Origin of the sequence: Sphingomonas sp. (assembly GCF_036402235.1) — a bacterium.
GTDB lineage: Bacteria > Pseudomonadota > Alphaproteobacteria > Sphingomonadales > Sphingomonadaceae > Sphingomonas.
This window is the reverse complement of sequence record NZ_DASWTG010000052.1, coordinates 1-15842: the sequence shown is the minus strand read 5'-3', so window position 1 is coordinate 15842 and position 15842 is coordinate 1. Positions and strand designations below refer to the sequence as shown.

Annotated in this window: 18 protein-coding genes; 10 read left to right on the top strand and 8 right to left on the bottom strand. The window is 66.5% G+C overall.

Features of this window, described 5'->3' with window-relative positions; genetic code table 11:
- Positions 1-35: 35 nt before the first annotated feature.
- Positions 36-1259 carry a cytochrome P450 gene (locus VGD28_RS10580; protein ID WP_331028308.1) on the top strand — a complete coding sequence of 408 codons (1224 nt, stop codon included), beginning with the start codon at positions 36-38 and terminating at the stop codon, positions 1257-1259.
- Here VGD28_RS10580 and VGD28_RS10575 read toward each other — a convergent pair.
- The 3 genes from VGD28_RS10575 to VGD28_RS10565 all read right to left on the bottom strand — a co-directional run bounded on the left by VGD28_RS10575 (position 1256) and on the right by VGD28_RS10565 (position 2647).
- Complete coding sequence (locus VGD28_RS10575; protein WP_331028307.1) at positions 1256-1936, bottom strand: hypothetical protein; 681 nt, start codon at positions 1934-1936, stop codon at positions 1256-1258. The two genes, VGD28_RS10580 and VGD28_RS10575, sit on opposite strands and share 4 nt — an antisense overlap.
- Positions 1933-2199, bottom strand: a complete 267-nt coding sequence (locus VGD28_RS10570) for a hypothetical protein (protein ID WP_331028306.1) — start codon at positions 2197-2199, stop codon at positions 1933-1935. The genes VGD28_RS10575 and VGD28_RS10570 overlap by 4 nt, the downstream gene beginning before the upstream one ends.
- 106 nt (positions 2200-2305) lie before the next feature.
- Complete coding sequence (locus VGD28_RS10565; protein ID WP_331028305.1) at positions 2306-2647, bottom strand: hypothetical protein; 342 nt, start codon at positions 2645-2647, stop codon at positions 2306-2308.
- Positions 2648-2774: 127 nt separating this feature from the next.
- Here VGD28_RS10565 and msrB point away from each other — a divergent pair, with 127 nt between their 5' ends.
- Positions 2775-3257, top strand: coding sequence for a peptide-methionine (R)-S-oxide reductase MsrB (msrB, locus tag VGD28_RS10560; protein WP_331028304.1), 483 nt, complete (start codon positions 2775-2777; stop codon positions 3255-3257).
- 15 nt (positions 3258-3272) lie between these two features.
- Here the strand turns inward: msrB and VGD28_RS10555 are convergent, their stop codons facing one another.
- Together VGD28_RS10555 and VGD28_RS10550 are read right to left on the bottom strand one after the other, a co-directional pair.
- Complete coding sequence (locus VGD28_RS10555; protein WP_331028303.1) at positions 3273-3473, bottom strand: dodecin family protein; 201 nt, start codon at positions 3471-3473, stop codon at positions 3273-3275.
- A gap of 78 nt (positions 3474-3551) precedes the next feature.
- A complete protein-coding gene (locus VGD28_RS10550) occupies positions 3552-4103 on the bottom strand; it encodes a CHAP domain-containing protein (RefSeq protein WP_331028302.1) in 552 nt (183 codons plus the stop codon).
- An 86-nt stretch (positions 4104-4189) separates the two neighbouring features.
- Here VGD28_RS10550 and VGD28_RS10545 point away from each other — a divergent pair, with 86 nt between their 5' ends.
- Together VGD28_RS10545 and VGD28_RS10540 are read left to right on the top strand one after the other, a co-directional pair.
- Positions 4190-4324, top strand: coding sequence for a hypothetical protein (locus VGD28_RS10545; protein ID WP_331028301.1), 135 nt, complete (start codon positions 4190-4192; stop codon positions 4322-4324).
- A 163-nt stretch (positions 4325-4487) separates the two neighbouring features.
- Positions 4488-5039, top strand: a complete 552-nt coding sequence (locus tag VGD28_RS10540; RefSeq protein WP_331028300.1) for a hypothetical protein — start codon at positions 4488-4490, stop codon at positions 5037-5039.
- 19 nt (positions 5040-5058) lie between these two features.
- Here the strand turns inward: VGD28_RS10540 and VGD28_RS10535 are convergent, their stop codons facing one another.
- From VGD28_RS10535 to VGD28_RS10525, 3 genes are read right to left on the bottom strand one after another with little or no spacing between them, the layout of a single operon-like run.
- Positions 5059-5784, bottom strand: coding sequence for an extensin family protein (locus VGD28_RS10535; protein ID WP_331028299.1), 726 nt, complete (start codon positions 5782-5784; stop codon positions 5059-5061).
- Complete coding sequence (locus tag VGD28_RS10530; RefSeq protein ID WP_331028298.1) at positions 5781-6530, bottom strand: NUDIX hydrolase; 750 nt, start codon at positions 6528-6530, stop codon at positions 5781-5783. Before VGD28_RS10530 ends, VGD28_RS10535 begins: the two co-directional genes overlap by 4 nt.
- 45 nt (positions 6531-6575) lie before the next feature.
- Positions 6576-8171, bottom strand: coding sequence for a DNA methyltransferase (locus VGD28_RS10525; protein WP_331028297.1), 1596 nt, complete (start codon positions 8169-8171; stop codon positions 6576-6578).
- Between the two features lie 309 nt (positions 8172-8480).
- Here VGD28_RS10525 and VGD28_RS10520 point away from each other — a divergent pair, with 309 nt between their 5' ends.
- The 6 genes from VGD28_RS10520 to nirD all read left to right on the top strand — a co-directional run bounded on the left by VGD28_RS10520 (position 8481) and on the right by nirD (position 15778).
- A complete protein-coding gene (locus tag VGD28_RS10520) occupies positions 8481-9062 on the top strand; it encodes an ANTAR domain-containing response regulator (RefSeq protein ID WP_331028296.1) in 582 nt (193 codons plus the stop codon).
- The gene (locus VGD28_RS10515; protein ID WP_331028295.1) at positions 9059-10270 is read left to right on the top strand and encodes a CmpA/NrtA family ABC transporter substrate-binding protein; all 1212 of its coding nucleotides are present in this window, start codon (positions 9059-9061) and stop codon (positions 10268-10270) included. The genes VGD28_RS10520 and VGD28_RS10515 overlap by 4 nt, the downstream gene beginning before the upstream one ends.
- Before the next feature lie 255 nt (positions 10271-10525).
- Complete coding sequence (locus tag VGD28_RS10510) at positions 10526-11761, top strand: nitrate/nitrite transporter (protein WP_331028294.1); 1236 nt, start codon at positions 10526-10528, stop codon at positions 11759-11761.
- The gene (locus tag VGD28_RS10505) at positions 11761-12954 is read left to right on the top strand and encodes a hypothetical protein (RefSeq protein WP_331028293.1); all 1194 of its coding nucleotides are present in this window, start codon (positions 11761-11763) and stop codon (positions 12952-12954) included. Before VGD28_RS10510 ends, VGD28_RS10505 begins: the two co-directional genes overlap by 1 nt.
- Positions 12954-15440 (top strand): nitrite reductase large subunit NirB, encoded by a 2487-nt coding sequence (gene nirB, locus VGD28_RS10500; RefSeq protein WP_331028292.1) that lies wholly within the window; start codon positions 12954-12956, stop codon positions 15438-15440. The genes VGD28_RS10505 and nirB overlap by 1 nt, the downstream gene beginning before the upstream one ends.
- Complete coding sequence (gene nirD / locus VGD28_RS10495) at positions 15440-15778, top strand: nitrite reductase small subunit NirD (RefSeq protein WP_331028327.1); 339 nt, start codon at positions 15440-15442, stop codon at positions 15776-15778. The genes nirB and nirD overlap by 1 nt, the downstream gene beginning before the upstream one ends.
- Positions 15779-15842: the final 64 nt, after the last annotated feature.

The following is a 15842-nucleotide window of genomic DNA, read 5'->3' as shown; positions in this document are numbered from 1 at the left end:
CTCTCGTGGAAAACAGCCTCCGGGAGAGTAAAGCGATGGCCACCCTAGCCGCCGAGCCTGCGGTCGATCCGCTCGACGTTACCCGGCCCGAGCTTTACCGCGACGATCTGTGGCACGCGCCGTTCCGTCAGCTGCGGGAACAGGCGCCGGTCTACAGGTGCGAGAACAGCGCGTTCGGCCCCTATTGGTCGATCTCGACCTACAAGCCGATCGTCGAGGTTGAATCGCTCCCCGATCTCTATTCGAGCCAGGCGGGCGGCATCACCGTCGCTGACCTGATGCCCGAAGACATCAAGATGCCGATGTTCATCGCGATGGATCGGCCCAAGCATACCGGCCAGCGCCGCACCGTCGCCCCCGCCTTCACGCCCAGCGAGATGCAGCGGATGACCGGCGACATCCGCCACCGCACCGCCGAGATCCTCGACTCGCTCCCCGTCGGCGAAACGTTCGACTGGGTCGATCGGGTCTCGATCGAGTTGACCACGCAGATGCTGGCGCTGCTGTTCGACTTCCCATGGGAGGAGCGCCGCAAGCTCACCTACTGGTCCGACTGGGCGGGGGATATCGAGATCGCCAAGGACCCCGTGCGCAAGGAAGAGCGCCGCAACATCCTGTTCCAGTGCGCCGCCGAGTTCGGTGCGCTGTGGAACTCGAAGGTCGGCAAGGACCCAACCCCTGATCTTATCTCGATGATGATCCATTCGGATGCGATGGCGGAGATGGATCAGATGGAGTTCCTCGGGAACCTCATCCTGCTGATCGTCGGCGGCAACGACACGACGCGCAATTCGATGTCGGCCTATGCCTGGGCGCTCGAGCAGTTTCCTGAGGAGCGCGCCAAGCTCGAGGCGAACCCCGAGCTTATCCCCAACGCCTGCCAGGAGATCATCCGCTGGCAGACCCCGCTCGCGCACATGCGCCGCACCGCGACGCAGGATACCGAGCTGATGGGCCAGCAGATCGCGGAGGGCGACAAGCTCGTCCTTTGGTATCTCTCCGCCAATCGCGACGAGAGCATGTTCGAGCGCCCCGACGACATCATCGTCGATCGCCCCAACGCCCGCCGTCACCTCGCCTTCGGCCACGGCATCCACCGCTGCGTCGGCGCGCGCCTCGCCGAGCTGCAGATCGGCGTGCTGATGGAGGAAATGGCGAAGCGGCGCCTGCGCCCCAATGTGGTGGCGGAGCCGGAGCGTGTCGCGGCCTGTTTCGTCCATGGCTACAAGAAGATGCCGGTGGAATTGAGCCGCTACTAAGGCGCTTCCAGCATGTGGTCCGCCACGCTGTAGCTGTGGCTGGTCTGATAGGCGTTCCGTCCGCGGTTCATGTGCGTCAGGTTGAACCGGCGAATCGCGCGCAATGCACCTGCGTGTGCCAGAAATTCGCGGATCGACACCGCTCCGCGGACATTGATGCCGAACATGTCGGCGCCGCGCGGAAAGAACCAGCTGAGGTCGCCCGGCGCTGCGATGCAGCTGTCGAGAAGGTCGCGGTCCAGTTGATCCTGCATCGGTGAGCGGTCCGTGGTGAAATCCGAAAGGTGCAGGATGAAACGCGAGCGGATGCCGTCGCTGTCGGCATAGAGGGCGAACAGTTCCATCCAGCTGGCGTTGACGCGGACCAGCGGCTTGTCGGAGGTCGCCGGCAGGCACGAGGCCGACCAGTAATCGCGCTCAGTCAGGCGCGGCACCGGGATGCAGGTGCGGCCGTAGCGGCCAAGGATCTCCAGAACATCCTCCGCCTGCGGGCGGCGAAGCAGCTTCTCGAAGCGGGCGGCGTAGTTGAAGCGGTGCTCGATATTCTCCGAACGCGTGGTGCCGAAGTCGAACAGATCCAGCTCGCCGTCCAGCCAGGCGCGCTGCTGCTCTTGGGTCACGAACTGGCGCAGGCCGGTGATGCCGGGCGCGTTGCTCTTCCAGGCCTTGCCGCTCATCGCCTCACCTCGCCTGGATCTCTACAGGATCGGGCGTACCCGGCCATGGCGCGTTCAGTCGCCGGACCGGGCGATGCGCGGCGGTGCTCGAGACGGGGAAGCATCGCCTGCGCCGCATCGGACAGCGTGACAATGCGCTCTCGCGCGTCGATGCCGGTGGTCAGCATCACCAGACCGCGCTCCGCCATCTGCGCAACCTTCTGGTTGGTCGCCGAATGGGAGACGCCGGTCTGTGCGGCACGGTCGCGGATCGCGGCGGCCATGCTGCGCACCAACGCACATACGACCGGCGTGTAGCGCTCGCGATAGTCGAGCCATCCTCGACATAGCTCGCATGCCCATCCCCGGCTGAGGAAAGGGCGGACTATATCACTGGCAAATATAGCCGCGCCCGCCGTCACTGCATGCGAGATAGGTGCCGTCCTCATCACGGCGTAGCCGGAAACGAAACGCGCGATCTCCGGACCGGAAGGTGTGCGCGATATACCGGATTTTGAGCATCCGGGACGGCGGTCGCCCCTTCACGACACGGGTCACACGAAGCCGTGCCTCGATGATGCCATTCATGCCGAGCTCGTCCATCGACCCCATATATTCCTGATCGTCGAGCTCGCCGAACACGACCAGGTCTTCCGGGCGGCCCGCTTCATCGGCCAAGCCGGAACCCGGCGCGAGCACCAGCAAGGTCAGCGAAAGCAACATCGACGCCATAGGGAAACCTTACGCGCAGTTCGATCGGCGGCAAAGCATATACGGGTGCCCGCCCACCCTTTGCCTACAGCTCATCCACACCCCACATTCCCTCACAGCTTCCCCCGAAGCCATGAAAGGACGCCGAATGCCAACCCGCCGTCACCTGCTCGCCCTGATCGGCACCAGCGGCATTGCCGTCACCTTCGGCTGCTCCTCCCCCGAATCGCAGGCCGCGCAGCACTACGAATTCCCCCTCACCGATGCCGAATGGCGCAAGCGGCTCAGCCCGGCGCAATATCGCGTGCTGCGGCAGGCGGGGACCGAGCGCGCCTTCACCAGCCCGCTCGACAGGGAGAAGCGGGACGGCATCTTCGCCTGCGCCGGCTGTGGGCTGCCCCTCTACAGCTCGCGCACCAAGTATGACAGTCGCACCGGCTGGCCAAGCTTCACCGCGCCGCTCAGGGATGCGATCCGCACGCGCACCGATTTTGCCATCGGCGTGCCCCGCACCGAAGTGATCTGCCGCCGCTGCGGCAGCCATCTCGGTCACGTCTTCAACGATGGCCCGCCGCCGGGCGGCAAGCGCTACTGCATGAACGGCCTTGCGATGGCGTTCCGGCCGTCCTGAGGCCGTTGCCTGGCACTATCTGACGACGAACGTCACCGCCAGGATCACGCGCCATTCGACGACCTTGTTGTCGCGCACCACGCCCTTGGTGTCCTTGACCCAGACGCTCTCGATATTGTCCACGGTCTCGCCGACTTTGGCGACACCGTCGCGGATCGCGTGCTCGATGCTCTCGATCAAGCTCGAAATGACCTCGACGACCTTTGCAACCGCCATGGTGATGCTCCCGTCTGTGATCGCCTTCCCGCCCGCGCAGACTAGCGCAGGGCGGGGAGACCAGAGGCTGGCGGCGCCTTACTTCTGCAGCGACGTAGTGATCCCGAACTTCTCGAGATCGATCGCGGCGATCGTCACGCCGCCAAGCGCATCGCCTTCGCGCTCCTGCGCCGGTGCCTTGCCGGCATAGATGAAGCCGTTGACCGGATAGGTAGAGGTGCCAAGGCCGCCGTTCGACGCGAACCACACCTTGACGCGGCTCCAGTCGCCCTTCTCGGACACGTCCACCGCGATCACATTCTTCTCGATGCCGCCGCGGCGCGACCAGTTGGCGTGGGTCAGCAGCACTTCGCGGTCGCTGATCACCTTCGAGACCATCGCGACATGGCCGAGACGCATGCGCTGGGTCGAGGCGAACGACATCACCGCCCCTTCCACCGGCTCGTTGCCGCGCTCGTAGCGGCCCTCGGCCTGCGCCCACCAGGTGTGCGCGTTGCCGAAGATCTGAACGCCGGAAATCATGCGGGCATAGGGGACGCACTGCCAGAACTGCGCGTTCGCGGGAGCGATTGTCGCCAGGCAAAGCGCTGCCATCAGCGCGAATCGCGCCGCAAGAACCTTGGCTTTCATGGTGGCCCCCTTCAGACCCCGAATCTCGATGAAGGGGTGTTGGCAGAATGGTTCCGGCCATCCTAGCCCGCCGGAGCGGATATCCGATGAATCGTTTCGCCGCGACGATGACTGACATTCTGTTCAGCTTCGGAAGCCGATTCCCCATTGCTTTTCCGGGTGAAAAGGCCGCTCGTTACGGCTCCGGCGCCTATTTGTTGCCCGAAAGCCGCGCCCCGTAACCGTTTTAGATTTCCGCCATTCGGTTCGTCGCAACCCATGTTGCAACGCAAAACCATCTGTGATTCCTTACCTGAACGGCGGACGACGCGGGGTTAAGGTTAACGTTAACCAACTTGGGGCATCATCCGCGGTAAGGAGTAGAGTGGGTGGGAGTGAAGGAGAATGAGCGCACGAAGTAAGCCGGCCGAAGGCGCGATGACGCTGGCCGAGATGAAGGAGTTTGCGGGCTTTGCCGCAGCGACGCAGCGTTACATCCGCCGCGCGCTCGACATCGGCCTCGATCGCAGCGATGCGATGGAGCGCTGGTCCCGCGACGTGGTCGAAGCCGCCAGCATCCGTGCCCAGGCGCATATGTATGACCGTCTCCCCGAAATCCGTGCGCTGATCCCCGACGACAGCGGGCTCGACGCAATGGAGCCGTTCATGGCCCCGCTCGTCACCGTCTCTGCCTTCGACCTGAGCCAGGGGCGGCTCACCAGCTTTTCGGCCTATCGCTTCCTCTATGAGCGGCTGATCGGCGCCGAGGTGCGGCCGTGGCTGCCCGCGGCCTTCTGTGCAGCAGCCGCGCTCCCGCATCTCCATCCGGACCTGCGGCGCAAGCTGCTCCAGTCGATCAGCGAAGCCGCTGCGACCGCGTCGGGCTGGTCGAACCGCCAGCCCGCCTTCTTCCCGCAATGGGTGGAGAAGGTCGGCACGGAGCCGATGCTGGGCTGAAATTCTCGGCGGGTCGGTCCTAGCGGCAGACCCGCCACATCCTCTCCGCCTGATCGAGGTGAAAATGGTCGCGGTGCGCGGCGTTGTAATCGGGCGACAGCACGGTCGAGAACACCCGGCATGCTCCGTCGCGGACATCCTTCAGGAACCGCGCCTTCGACCCCTTCCCCTCCCAGTCGCCCACCAATGTCACCCGCGTTCCGTCCGCCAGCCGGAACGCCGCGACATCCACCGCATCCGCCGTCGCATGCTCGCTCCAGCTCGCGCCTTCGCGATTGTACATCCGCCGGCAATTGTAGCTGCCGAAATGCTCGATCTCGGCGACCTTCTGCCCGAAATGGCGCTGCGCCGCAGGCTGCACCACTTCCCACTCCCACACCGCCAGCGCCGCGGCGACCGGGCAGGAAACGCCCAGATCCGAAGGCGCGAAGCCGATCCGCCGTGCCCCGCCCGCCCGGAACCGCACCGCGTCCTCATAGCCGCATTGCCCGCCCTGCTCGCTCAGCGGTGCCAGCGCGGTATAGCGCACCCCCGCCTTGTCGAGCGCCTTGCGGCATGCGGGAAAGTCGTCGGTCAGCGCCGCCAGCTTGCGCCCGGTGAACAGCCCCACCGGCTGTCCCAGGTCGAGCTCGGTCCAGGGCAGATCCTGCGGCCGATCGCGCACCATCGCATAGAGCAGCAGCACCAGCGTCAGCGCGAGCGCCGCCAGCACGATTGCCGCGGTCATGTTGCGCAGCAGTCTCATGCCCGGAACGCCGCCTTCACCGGCTGCGACGTCACCGGATAGCCCAGCCCCTCGGGGATGCAGAGCAGTTCCTCGCCGCCGCGCAGCTCGACCCAGGGGGTGATCGCCTCGACCGGATATGCCCGCGCATCGGCCGCCGCCTCGGCAAAGCTGCCGAACTGCGCCAGCCGCTCCAGGTTGCGCCGGGTCGGATAGATGATCCGTGCATCCCCCCGATCGGCCATGTCGAGCACGTGCCGAGCGGTGGCCCAGAACAGCCGGACATTCTCGTTCCCATCGACCGCAGCCTCCGCCGCGCCTTCGGGCAGCCGTGCAAGATAGAAGCGCGTGTCGAACACCTTGTGCGAGACATCGCCGGGCGGCAGCCACCGGGCGAACGGCACCAGCGCGTCGAGGTCCAGCGCGCACCCCGCCAGCACCTCCCCCACCGGCCTCCCGCCATACAGGTCTGTACGCGCCGCCTCGCTATCGGCGAGACCGCTTACCCCGATCGCCAGCCCGGCCTCCTCGATCGTCTCGCGAATCGCCGCGATCCGCGCCGCGACATCCTCCGCATCGCCTGCGTGCAGTGCCGCCAGTGCCCGGTCGCCGGGATCGACTCGGCCGCCCGGAAACACCAGCGCGCCGCCGGCAAAGCGCATTGCCGCCGATCGCTCGACGATCAGCAGCTCGGGCACGCCGGCGTCACACTCGCGCATCACGATCAGCGTCGCGGCGGGGATCGGCTGGGAGGGAGGACCGCTCATCGCCGGGGGGTGTACGGACCCACGCCGCGAATGGGAAGCGAGACGCTACAGCAGCTGTGCCTGCGCCGTCCCTGCTTCCCGCGGCGCGCTCCGGAATGCCGCGGTCGGATCGACCAGCGGGATGTCCGGCCGCCGCCCGTGGAACAGCTCGTCCACCGTCAATATCTGCATCCGCGCATAGCTGCGTCCGGTCGCCTCGGAATGGAAGCGCCCCACCGCCGCCGCCTCGCGCAGCATCGGGGCGGAGGGCGGCGAGCGGCTGACGATCACGCCGATCGGCGCCTTCTCGCGCTCCATCACCGAATGCAGGTCGCGCACCACGCTCACCCCCACATGCTCGCCGCCCTTCACCGATACCAGCGCCTTGGCCGTCCGCTGCCGTTCGGGCCTGAAATAGATGATGCCGTCGATCCCGCCGTCCGGCCCCTTCCTGCGCCCGGCAAAGGGCACCGCGTCGATCATCGACACCGCCCACCACTGGAATTGATACGGATTGCGCCGCGCCAGATCCTCGGCAGAGGCCCGATCGCGCGGCGTCCCCTCCACGTTTAGCACAATCCCCGGAAACGCCGCCTTCATCCTCCGCTCGATTAGGCTGATCGCGAGATGCGTCACGTCGATCCCCGCCCAGCGGCGCCCAAGCTTCTGCGCGGCATGCACCGCCGTCCCGCAGCCGCAGAACGGGTCGAGCACCAGATCGCCTTCATTCGACGAGGCGGCGATGATCCGCTCGAGCAATGCGATCGGCTTTTGCGTCGGATAGCCCAACCGCTCCTGTGCCTGCGAATTGATCGTCGGAATATCGGTCCACAGCGCCTGCACCGGCAGCCCGCGTGCCTCGTCCAGATAGCGTTTGAGCCGGATGCCGCCGCTCCGCGTGAAGTGCAGCCGCCCCTCGCGGTCGAGCCGTTCCATCGTCTCGACCGGCATCCGCCAATAGGAGTGCACCCCCTTGTACGCATAGTGATAGCCGCCGCCCGACAGCCCCTTGGCGGTCAGATTGTCGTCCATCCACAGCCGCCCGTCCGGGTCGCGGTTGCGGAACCGCGCCTCATAGTCGCGGTCATAGGGCATGAACTGCGGGTTCCACACCGGCTTCGCGCCCTTGGAGTAGAAGAGGATGATGTCGGTGTTCCGACCGTAGCGCCCGCCATCGCTGTGCGCCGAGGTGCGCTTCCAGGTGATCTCGTTGCGGAACCGCTCGGCGCCGAACACCCCGTCCGCCAGCAGCTTGAGATAGTGGCTCGCAGTCGGATCGCAGTGGAGATAGAGGCTGCCCGTAGGCTTCAGTACGCGGTGCAGCTCGATCAGCCGGATCGCCATCATCGCGAGATAGGCCATCATGTCGTTCTTGCCGAGAAAGGCGCGCATCGCGTTGAGCAGGTCGAACGCCCGGGTGCAGCCGCTCTGCATCGCCTGGTCGAAGGCGTCCTCGGCGCTGTTGTTCCAGTGCCAGCTATCCTCGAACGCCTCGACCTGCGCATCCGCCTCCGCCCCGGTCGGCGATCGGAACAGGATGTTGTAGTTGGCGTTGGAATTGAACGGCGGGTCGAGGTAGATCAGATCGACGCTCTCGTCCGCGAAATGCGTGCGCAGCACGTCGAGATTGTCGCCGTAGAACAGGTGATTCGCGAGCCGCATCTTTCGTTCCCACGGCATCACGCCGCGCTGGAACGCTAGACGATCATTTCGGGAACGTGGGTCGATGTGCATCCGTTCCGGAGCCATTGGCAGATGACAAGGCTCTATCGCCGCCCGCGCCGTTCGGCAGATACCAACTGATCGATTTCGGCATCACCTTGCCGAGAACGCCCGCATGATCCTGGAAATCCGTCCTTATATGAATGGCTTAACCTGCAAGCCGCTTTGCTCCACCTTGGACCCGTCTCGCTTGAAACAATGGAACCAATTGCTCTGGTGCGGTGCAGCAAAATTGCGTAAGCGGGCGAAATGCGGATCGCAATCATCGATACCAGCCAGACACGCGCCGCGATCATCTCCGAAGGATTGCGCGAAGCCGGGCTGACCGATCTCGTGCTGATCGACCCCGCCGGGCCGCTCGCCGCGCAGATCGAGGCGGCGGTGCCCGAGGTTGTGCTGGTCAATCTCGAAAACCCCAGCCGCGACGTGCTGGAGGATTTCTTCGCCATGTCCCGCGCCCTCTCGCGCCCGATCGCGATGTTCGTCGATCAGAGCGATGCCGAGGCGACCGGCGCCGCGATCGACGCGGGCGTTTCCGCCTATGTCGTCGATGGCCTGTCAAAGCAGCGCATCAAGCCCGTGCTCGACCTCGCCGTGCGCCGCTTCCAGGCCTTTTCGCGGCTCCAGCGCGAGCTCGACGAAGCCAAGAACGCCCTTGCCGAGCGCGCGACGATCGATCGCGCCAAGTCGATCCTGATGAAGCGCCGCGGGATCGACGAGCCGGCCGCCTATGCGCTGCTGCGCGGTCAGGCGATGCGCACCAACCGCCGCATCGCGGAGATCGCCGAGGCGATCGTGACGAGCGAAGCGCTGATGGGAGACCTGCCATGACCGGTGAAACCCTGCGCATCGGCTTCCTCCCATTGGTCGATGCCGCGCTCCCGATCCTCGCGCATGAGCTGGGCTTTGCCGAAGCCGAGGGCGTGCAGCTCGAGCTGGTCCGCGACATGACCTGGGCGACGGTGCGCGACCGGCTGCTCTATGGCCATACCGACGCCGCGCACATGGTCGCCCCGCTCGCCATCGCCACCGCGCTCGGGCGCGACCGGCCGGCGGTGCCGATGGCAGTTCCATTCGTGCTCGGGCTCAACGGCAATGCGATCACCTTTTCCACCGCGCTCGCCGACGCGGTCGGGCTAGGAGACGAACTGGGCGATCCGGTCACGATCGGTGCCGCGCTCAAGCAGGTCGCAGCCGAGCGCGCCGCCCAAGGGCGGCGGCTGCGCTTCGGCGTGGTCCACCGCTATTCCAGCCACAACTACATGCTCCGCTATTGGCTCGCCGGAGTGGGCATCCGGCCCGACCATGATGTCGAGATCGCGGTGACCAGCCCGCCCTTCGCCGCCGATGCACTGGCTGCGGGCGAGGTCGACGGCATCTGCGTCGGCGAGCCGTGGAACTCGATCGCGGTGGATCGCGGCGTCGGCCGCATCGCGCTCGCCACCGCGCAGATCTGGCGGCGCGGGGTCGAGAAGGTGCTCGCGCTCCGCGCTGAGGTCGCAGACGAGCGGCGCGACTCGGTGCTGAAGCTGATCCGCGCCCTCCACGACGCGGCGGCATGGTTCGTGCGCCCCGACACCGCCGAGCAGAGCGCCGATATCCTCGCCGGCTCCGCCTATCTCGATGCCTCGCGCGATGCGATCCTGCGCGCGATCACCGATCGCATCCGCCTCGTCCCGGGCGGGCCGCCGGTCCACTATCCCGACTTCATGTTCCAGTATCGCGAGGCAGCGAACTTCCCATGGCGCAGCCAGGCGGCGTGGCTCTATTCGCAGATGGCCCGCTGGGACGGCCTTCCCTATTCGGACGCCGACGCCGCGACCGCGGCGGGCGTGTTCCGCCCGGATCTGTACCGCGAGGCGCTCGCCGGATCGGGCGCGCCGCTGCCCGGCGCCAGCTCGAAGCTCGAAGGTGGTCTGGATCAGCCGATCGGCGCCGGATCGGTGCAGGGCCGCCTCGTGCTGGGCGCCGACCGGTTCTTCGATCGCCGCGCCTTCGATCCTGAGGATATTCCCGGATATCTGGCAGCTTTGCGATGACGCGGCGCATCTAAAAATATTGCAGTTGCGAAGAAAACGCTTGCCGCATTCGACCGAATCAGGCAGCTTCACATCACTCGGCAAAGGCGCCGGGGCAGGATAAAGCGGTAGGGTCTCCAAGGGCGGGGGCAGAACCGCGATGGGCCGGGAGCCTCAGCTCCCTCAACCTAAACACAGGCAACGAAGCCGCCAGAACGCGCCGATATGGCCGCCGTTCTGGCGGCTTTTTTCTTGTCCATCGAACGGGGACAGAAGATGGCAACAACCTTTCTGGACGCGAATGCGCCCGCCAAGTCGAGCTTTTGGTCGAGCGGGCACACGCCCACGCTGATCGCCGCATTCCTCTATTTCGACCTCGCCTTCATGGTCTGGGTGATCCTCGGCCCGCTCGCGCCCGAAATCGCCAAGACGCTCGCGCTCTCCCCCGCTCAGAAGGGGCTGATGGTCGCGGTGCCGACGCTTGCGGGCGCGTTGCTGCGCGTCGTCAACGGCCTGCTGGTTGATCGCATCGGACCCAAGCGCTCGGGCACGATCAGCCAGGTCATCGTCATCGTCGGGCTGTTCACCGCCTGGATGGCCGGCGTCACCAGCTTCGCCGGGACGCTCGCGCTCGGTGCTATCTTGGGCTTTGCGGGCGCCAGCTTCGCGATCGCGCTGCCCCTCGCCAGCCGCTGGTATCCGCCCGAACATCAGGGCAAGGCGATGGGCTTGGCCGGCATGGGCAATTCGGGCACCGTGCTCGCCGCGCTGTTCGCCCCGGCGCTTGCCAAGATCTTCGGCTGGAACGGCGTGCTCGGCCTCGCCTGCATCCCGTTGACTCTCGTCCTGATCGCCTATGTCATCATGGCGAAGGACGCGCCGGGCCGTCCGCCCGCCAAGTCGCTGGCCGACTATTTCAAGCCGCTCAAGGCCGCCGATGCCTGGTGGCTGATGGGCTTCTACGCCGTCACCTTCGGCGGCTTTGTCGGCCTCGCCGCGAGCCTTCCCATCTACTTCACCGACCGGTTCGGCCTCACCACCATCCAGGCGGGTTACGCCACCGCAGCCTGCGTCTTCGCCGGATCGCTGGTCCGCCCGCTTGGCGGTGCGCTCGCCGATGCGATCGGCGGGGTCAAGGCACTCACCGCGGTATTCATCTTCGCCGCCTTCGCGCTGGTCGGGGTCAGCATGGCCCAGAATTTCGCGACCGCACTCGCCCTGTTCGTCCTCGCGATGCTGGCGCTCGGCACCGGCAACGGCTCGGTCTTCCAGCTCGTGCCGCAGCGCTTCTTGGCAGAAATCGGCGTGATGACCGGTCTGGTCGGCATGGCAGGCGGCGTCGGCGGCTTCTACCTTGCCTCCTCGCTCGGCCTTGCCAAGCAGTTCACCGGCAGCTTCGCCGGCGGCTTCCTGATCTTCGCCGGTCTCGCCGTCGTCGCGCTGATCGGGCTGCTGCTGGTCAAGGGCAAATGGCGCGCGACCTGGGGCGCGGCCGAAGGCGTGCGGATCTGATGCGCGCTGCGTTCCTCCTCGCCGCGTTGGCGGCGGCAATCCCCGCCGCCGCCCAGTCCGTCAAACCCCTCGTCGAAGCCCGGCTGCGCTACGAGCACGCCGATCAGACTGGCCTTGCCGAGGACTCCGACGCCCTTACCCTGCGCGTCCGCGCCGGGGTGGAGGCGAAGACCGGCCCGCTCTCTGCGCTGGTCGAGGCGCAGGGCAACCTCGCCATCGCGGGCGACCATTATGACGGGCTTCAGGGCGCTGCGACGCGCCCGATCGTCGCGGACCCCCAGAATGTCGCGATCTACCGCGCGCAGCTCGGTCTCAAGCTTCCGTTCGCCACGCTCACCGCCGGCCGCCAGCGCATCGGCCTCGACGACGAGCGGTTCGTGGGTTCGGTCGCCTTCCGCCAGAACAGCCAGACCTTCGACGCGGTGCGCGCCGAAGTCACGCCGCTCAAGGGCCTCAAGGCCGACCTCACCTACGCCTGGTCCGTCCGCACCATCTGGGGCGTGGACGGCACCAGCGCCCGCCAGCGCGCGGTGAGCGGCGACAACATCTTCGCCAACCTCTCCTACGCCACCCCGATCGGCACGCTCACCGGCTTCGGCTATTGGGTCGATCAGGACGAAGCGGCGGTGCAGGGCTTCCGCCTCTCCAGCAAGACCTTCGGCGCGCGGCTCGCGGGCACGCGGGAAATCGGCAAGGCCAAGCTCGCCTACCAGCTCAGCTACGCCCGCCAGTCGGACTATCACCGCAATCCCGGCGACTATACCGCGGATTACTGGCTCGCCGACCTCGCGCTCGACCTCAATGGCCCGAAACTCGGCGCGGGCTACGAGATCCTCGGCGCCAGCAACGGCGCCGCGCTCACCAGCTTCCAGACCCCGCTCGGCACCAATTTCAAGTTCCAGGGCTGGGCGGACAAGTATCTCACCACTCCGCCCGACGGCATCCGCGATCTATACGTGAACGCCGGCTGGGGCTGGAAAGCGATCGGCCCGGCCAAGGCCGTCACGCTTCAGGCCGCATGGCACCGCTACGAAAGCGACCGCCTCACCCGTCACTATGGCGATGAGCTCAACCTCCTCGCCTCGGCGAAGTTCGGCAAGACCACCGCTTCGGTCCGCTTCGCAGATTATCAGGCGGACCGCTTCGCCACCGACACTCAAAAATTCTGGCTGCAACTGGACTGGACGATCTGATGGAACTGCAACGCATCGCGCGCGCAGAGGACGATACACGCGAACATCTCGTCGTGATCGGCAACGGCATGGCCGGTTGCCGCGCGGTCGAGGAAATCCTCGCCCGCGATCCCGCCCGCTACCGCGTCACCATCTTCGGCGCCGAACCGCGGGTGAACTACAACCGCATCATGCTCTCCCCGGTCCTGGCCGGGGAGAAGGCGTTCGACGACATCGTGATCAACACCCCTGAATGGTATGCCGAGAACGGTATCGACCTGATCGTGGGCGATCCTGTCATCGGCATCGATCGCGCGGCAAAGACCGTCACCTCGCGCGGCGGAGTCGTCACCAACTACGACAAGCTGCTGATCGCCACCGGCTCCGATCCGTTCATCATCCCGGTCCCGGGCAAGGATCTACCCGGTGTGATCAGCTTCCGCGACATGGACGACGTGAACACGATGCTGTCCGCGGCGGAAAAGGGCGGCAGCGCGGTGGTGATCGGCGGCGGCCTGCTCGGGCTGGAGGCTGCGCACGGCCTGTCGCTGCGGGGGATGAAGGTCACCGTCCTCCACCTGATGCCCACGCTAATGGAACGTCAGCTCGACGAGGCGGCGGGCTGGCTGCTCAAGCAGGCGCTGGAAGCGCGCGGCCAGACAATCCTCACCGGCGCCGACACCGCCGCGATCCTGGGCGAGAGCCACGTCACCGGCGTCAAGCTCAAGGACGGCACCGAAATCCCCGCCGACCTCGTCGTCATGGCGGTCGGCATCCGCCCCTCCACCACCCTCGCACGCGATGCAGGGCTGGAGGTCGGGCGCGGGATCAAGGTCGACGACCATATGGTCACCAGCGACCCCGACGTGCTCGCGGTCGGCGAATGCGTCGAGCATGACGGGCAATGCTACGGGCTGGTCGCGCCGCTCTGGGACATGTGCCGCGCGCTCGCAGACCACCTGACCGAAAGCCCCACCGGCTATCGCGGCTCGGTCACCTCGACCAAGCTCAAGGTATCCGGCATCGACGTCTTCTCAGCCGGCGATTTCTCAGGCGGCGAGGGGTGCGAGGACATCGTCCTGCGCGATGCGTCGCGCGGCGTGTACAAGCGCGTCGTCGTCAAGGACGACCGCATCGTCGGCGCCGTCCTCTACGGCGATACCGCCGACGGCAGCTGGTATTTCGACTTGCTCAAGAAGCAGGAGGACGTGTCCGGCCTGCGCGACTATCTGATCTTCGGCCAGGCCTTCGCCTCCGGGGGTGGGCAGGCGGACCCTAAGGCGGCCGTTGCGGCGCTTTCCGACGATGCGGAAATCTGCGGCTGCAACGGCGTCAGCAAGGGTCAGGTCGTCGCGTGCATCGGCAAGGGCGCGCACAGCCTCGACGCCGTGCGTGGCACCTGCAAGGCTTCGGCGAGCTGCGGCCAGTGCACCGGGCTGGTCGAAACGCTGCTCGCGCTCGCCTTGGGCGATGAGGTCCAGTCCGGGCCGAAGACGATGTGCAAATGCACCAGCTTCACCCATGACGATGTCCGCCGCGAGATCGTAGCGCAGGAGCTCAAGGTCATCCCGCAGGTGATGCAGGCGCTCAACTGGTCCACCCCGGACGGCTGTTCCTCCTGCCGCCCGGCGCTCAACTATTACCTGCTCTGCGCCTGGCCCGCCGAGCATGTCGATGACCAGCAGAGCCGCTTCGTCAACGAGCGGATGCACGCCAATATCCAGAAGGACGGCACCTATTCGGTCGTCCCGCGCATGTGGGGCGGCGTCACCACGCCCAACGAGCTGCGCGCGATCGCCGACGCGGCGGAGAAATACGGGGCGCGCATGGTCAAGGTCACCGGCGGCCAGCGGCTCGACCTGTTCGGGATCAGGAAGGAAGACCTGCCGGCGATCTGGGGCGATCTCAACGCCGCCGGCATGGTCTCGGGCCATGCCTATGGTAAGGCGCTGCGCACGGTGAAGACCTGTGTCGGCTCCGAATGGTGCCGCTTCGGCACGCAGGATTCGACCGGCCTCGGCATCAAGACCGAGCAGATGACCTGGGGCTCGTGGATGCCCCACAAGTTCAAGATCGCGGTCAGCGGCTGCCCGCGCAACTGCGCCGAAGCGACGATCAAGGACTTCGGCGTGATCTGCGTGGACTCGGGCTACGAGCTGCACATCGGCGGAAACGGCGGCATCCACCTGCGCGGCACCGACCTGCTCTGCAAGGTCGCGACCGAACAGGAAGCGCTCGACTATTGCGCCGCCTTCATCCAGCTCTACCGCGAGGAAGCACGCTATCTCGACCGCACCGCGCCCTGGGTCGAGCGCGTCGGGCTCGACTATATCAAGTCGCGCATCGTCGAGGATGAAGAGGGCCGCGAGGCGCTCAAGGAACGCTTCCTCCAATCCCAGCGCCACCTCCAGAAGGATCCCTGGGCCGAGCGCGCCGCGGGCGCCGAGCGCGAGCTTCACCAGCATATCGCAGAAATCCGGCCCTTCGCGGTCGTGGGAGCAGAATGATGGACGCCGAGTGGCTCGATATCGGTCCGGTGGACCAATTGCCCGCAATGGGCGCGCGCACGCTTCCGGTGCATGGCGGCGATGAGATCGCGATCTTCCGCACCGCGACCGGATCGGTCCATGCACTGGTCAACAAATGCCCGCACAAGCAGGGGCCGCTCAGCCAGGGCATCGTCCACGACACCTCGGTCGCCTGCCCGCTGCACAATTGGCGCATCTCGCTCGTCACCGGCAAGGCGCTGGGCGGCGACGAGGGCTGCGTGCCGGTGATCCCGGTGAAGATCGACGGCGGGCGAATCCTGATCTCCCGCGCCGAGGCGCTCGCGGGGGTGGCGTGAGGATCACAGCCAAATTCCTCCCCCGACGGGGGAGGGGGACCGCCGCCGAAGGCGGTGGTGGAGG

Coding starts and splice junctions, on each gene's coding strand:
- VGD28_RS10580 (WP_331028308.1), top strand. CDS start 36: ATGGCCACCCTAGCCGCCGAGCCTGCGGTCGATCCGCTCGACGTTACC.
- VGD28_RS10575 (WP_331028307.1), bottom strand. CDS start 1,936: ATGAGCGGCAAGGCCTGGAAGAGCAACGCGCCCGGCATCACCGGCCTG.
- VGD28_RS10570 (WP_331028306.1), bottom strand. CDS start 2,199: ATGGCCGCCGCGATCCGCGACCGTGCCGCACAGACCGGCGTCTCCCAT.
- VGD28_RS10565 (WP_331028305.1), bottom strand. CDS start 2,647: ATGGCGTCGATGTTGCTTTCGCTGACCTTGCTGGTGCTCGCGCCGGGT.
- msrB (WP_331028304.1), top strand. CDS start 2,775: ATGCCAACCCGCCGTCACCTGCTCGCCCTGATCGGCACCAGCGGCATT.
- VGD28_RS10555 (WP_331028303.1), bottom strand. CDS start 3,473: ATGGCGGTTGCAAAGGTCGTCGAGGTCATTTCGAGCTTGATCGAGAGC.
- VGD28_RS10550 (WP_331028302.1), bottom strand. CDS start 4,103: ATGAAAGCCAAGGTTCTTGCGGCGCGATTCGCGCTGATGGCAGCGCTT.
- VGD28_RS10545 (WP_331028301.1), top strand. CDS start 4,190: ATGAATCGTTTCGCCGCGACGATGACTGACATTCTGTTCAGCTTCGGA.
- VGD28_RS10540 (WP_331028300.1), top strand. CDS start 4,488: ATGAGCGCACGAAGTAAGCCGGCCGAAGGCGCGATGACGCTGGCCGAG.
- VGD28_RS10535 (WP_331028299.1), bottom strand. CDS start 5,784: ATGAGACTGCTGCGCAACATGACCGCGGCAATCGTGCTGGCGGCGCTC.
- VGD28_RS10530 (WP_331028298.1), bottom strand. CDS start 6,530: ATGAGCGGTCCTCCCTCCCAGCCGATCCCCGCCGCGACGCTGATCGTG.
- VGD28_RS10525 (WP_331028297.1), bottom strand. CDS start 8,171: ATGCGGCTCGCGAATCACCTGTTCTACGGCGACAATCTCGACGTGCTG.
- VGD28_RS10520 (WP_331028296.1), top strand. CDS start 8,481: ATGCGGATCGCAATCATCGATACCAGCCAGACACGCGCCGCGATCATC.
- VGD28_RS10515 (WP_331028295.1), top strand. CDS start 9,059: ATGACCGGTGAAACCCTGCGCATCGGCTTCCTCCCATTGGTCGATGCC.
- VGD28_RS10510 (WP_331028294.1), top strand. CDS start 10,526: ATGGCAACAACCTTTCTGGACGCGAATGCGCCCGCCAAGTCGAGCTTT.
- VGD28_RS10505 (WP_331028293.1), top strand. CDS start 11,761: ATGCGCGCTGCGTTCCTCCTCGCCGCGTTGGCGGCGGCAATCCCCGCC.
- nirB (WP_331028292.1), top strand. CDS start 12,954: ATGGAACTGCAACGCATCGCGCGCGCAGAGGACGATACACGCGAACAT.
- nirD (WP_331028327.1), top strand. CDS start 15,440: ATGGACGCCGAGTGGCTCGATATCGGTCCGGTGGACCAATTGCCCGCA.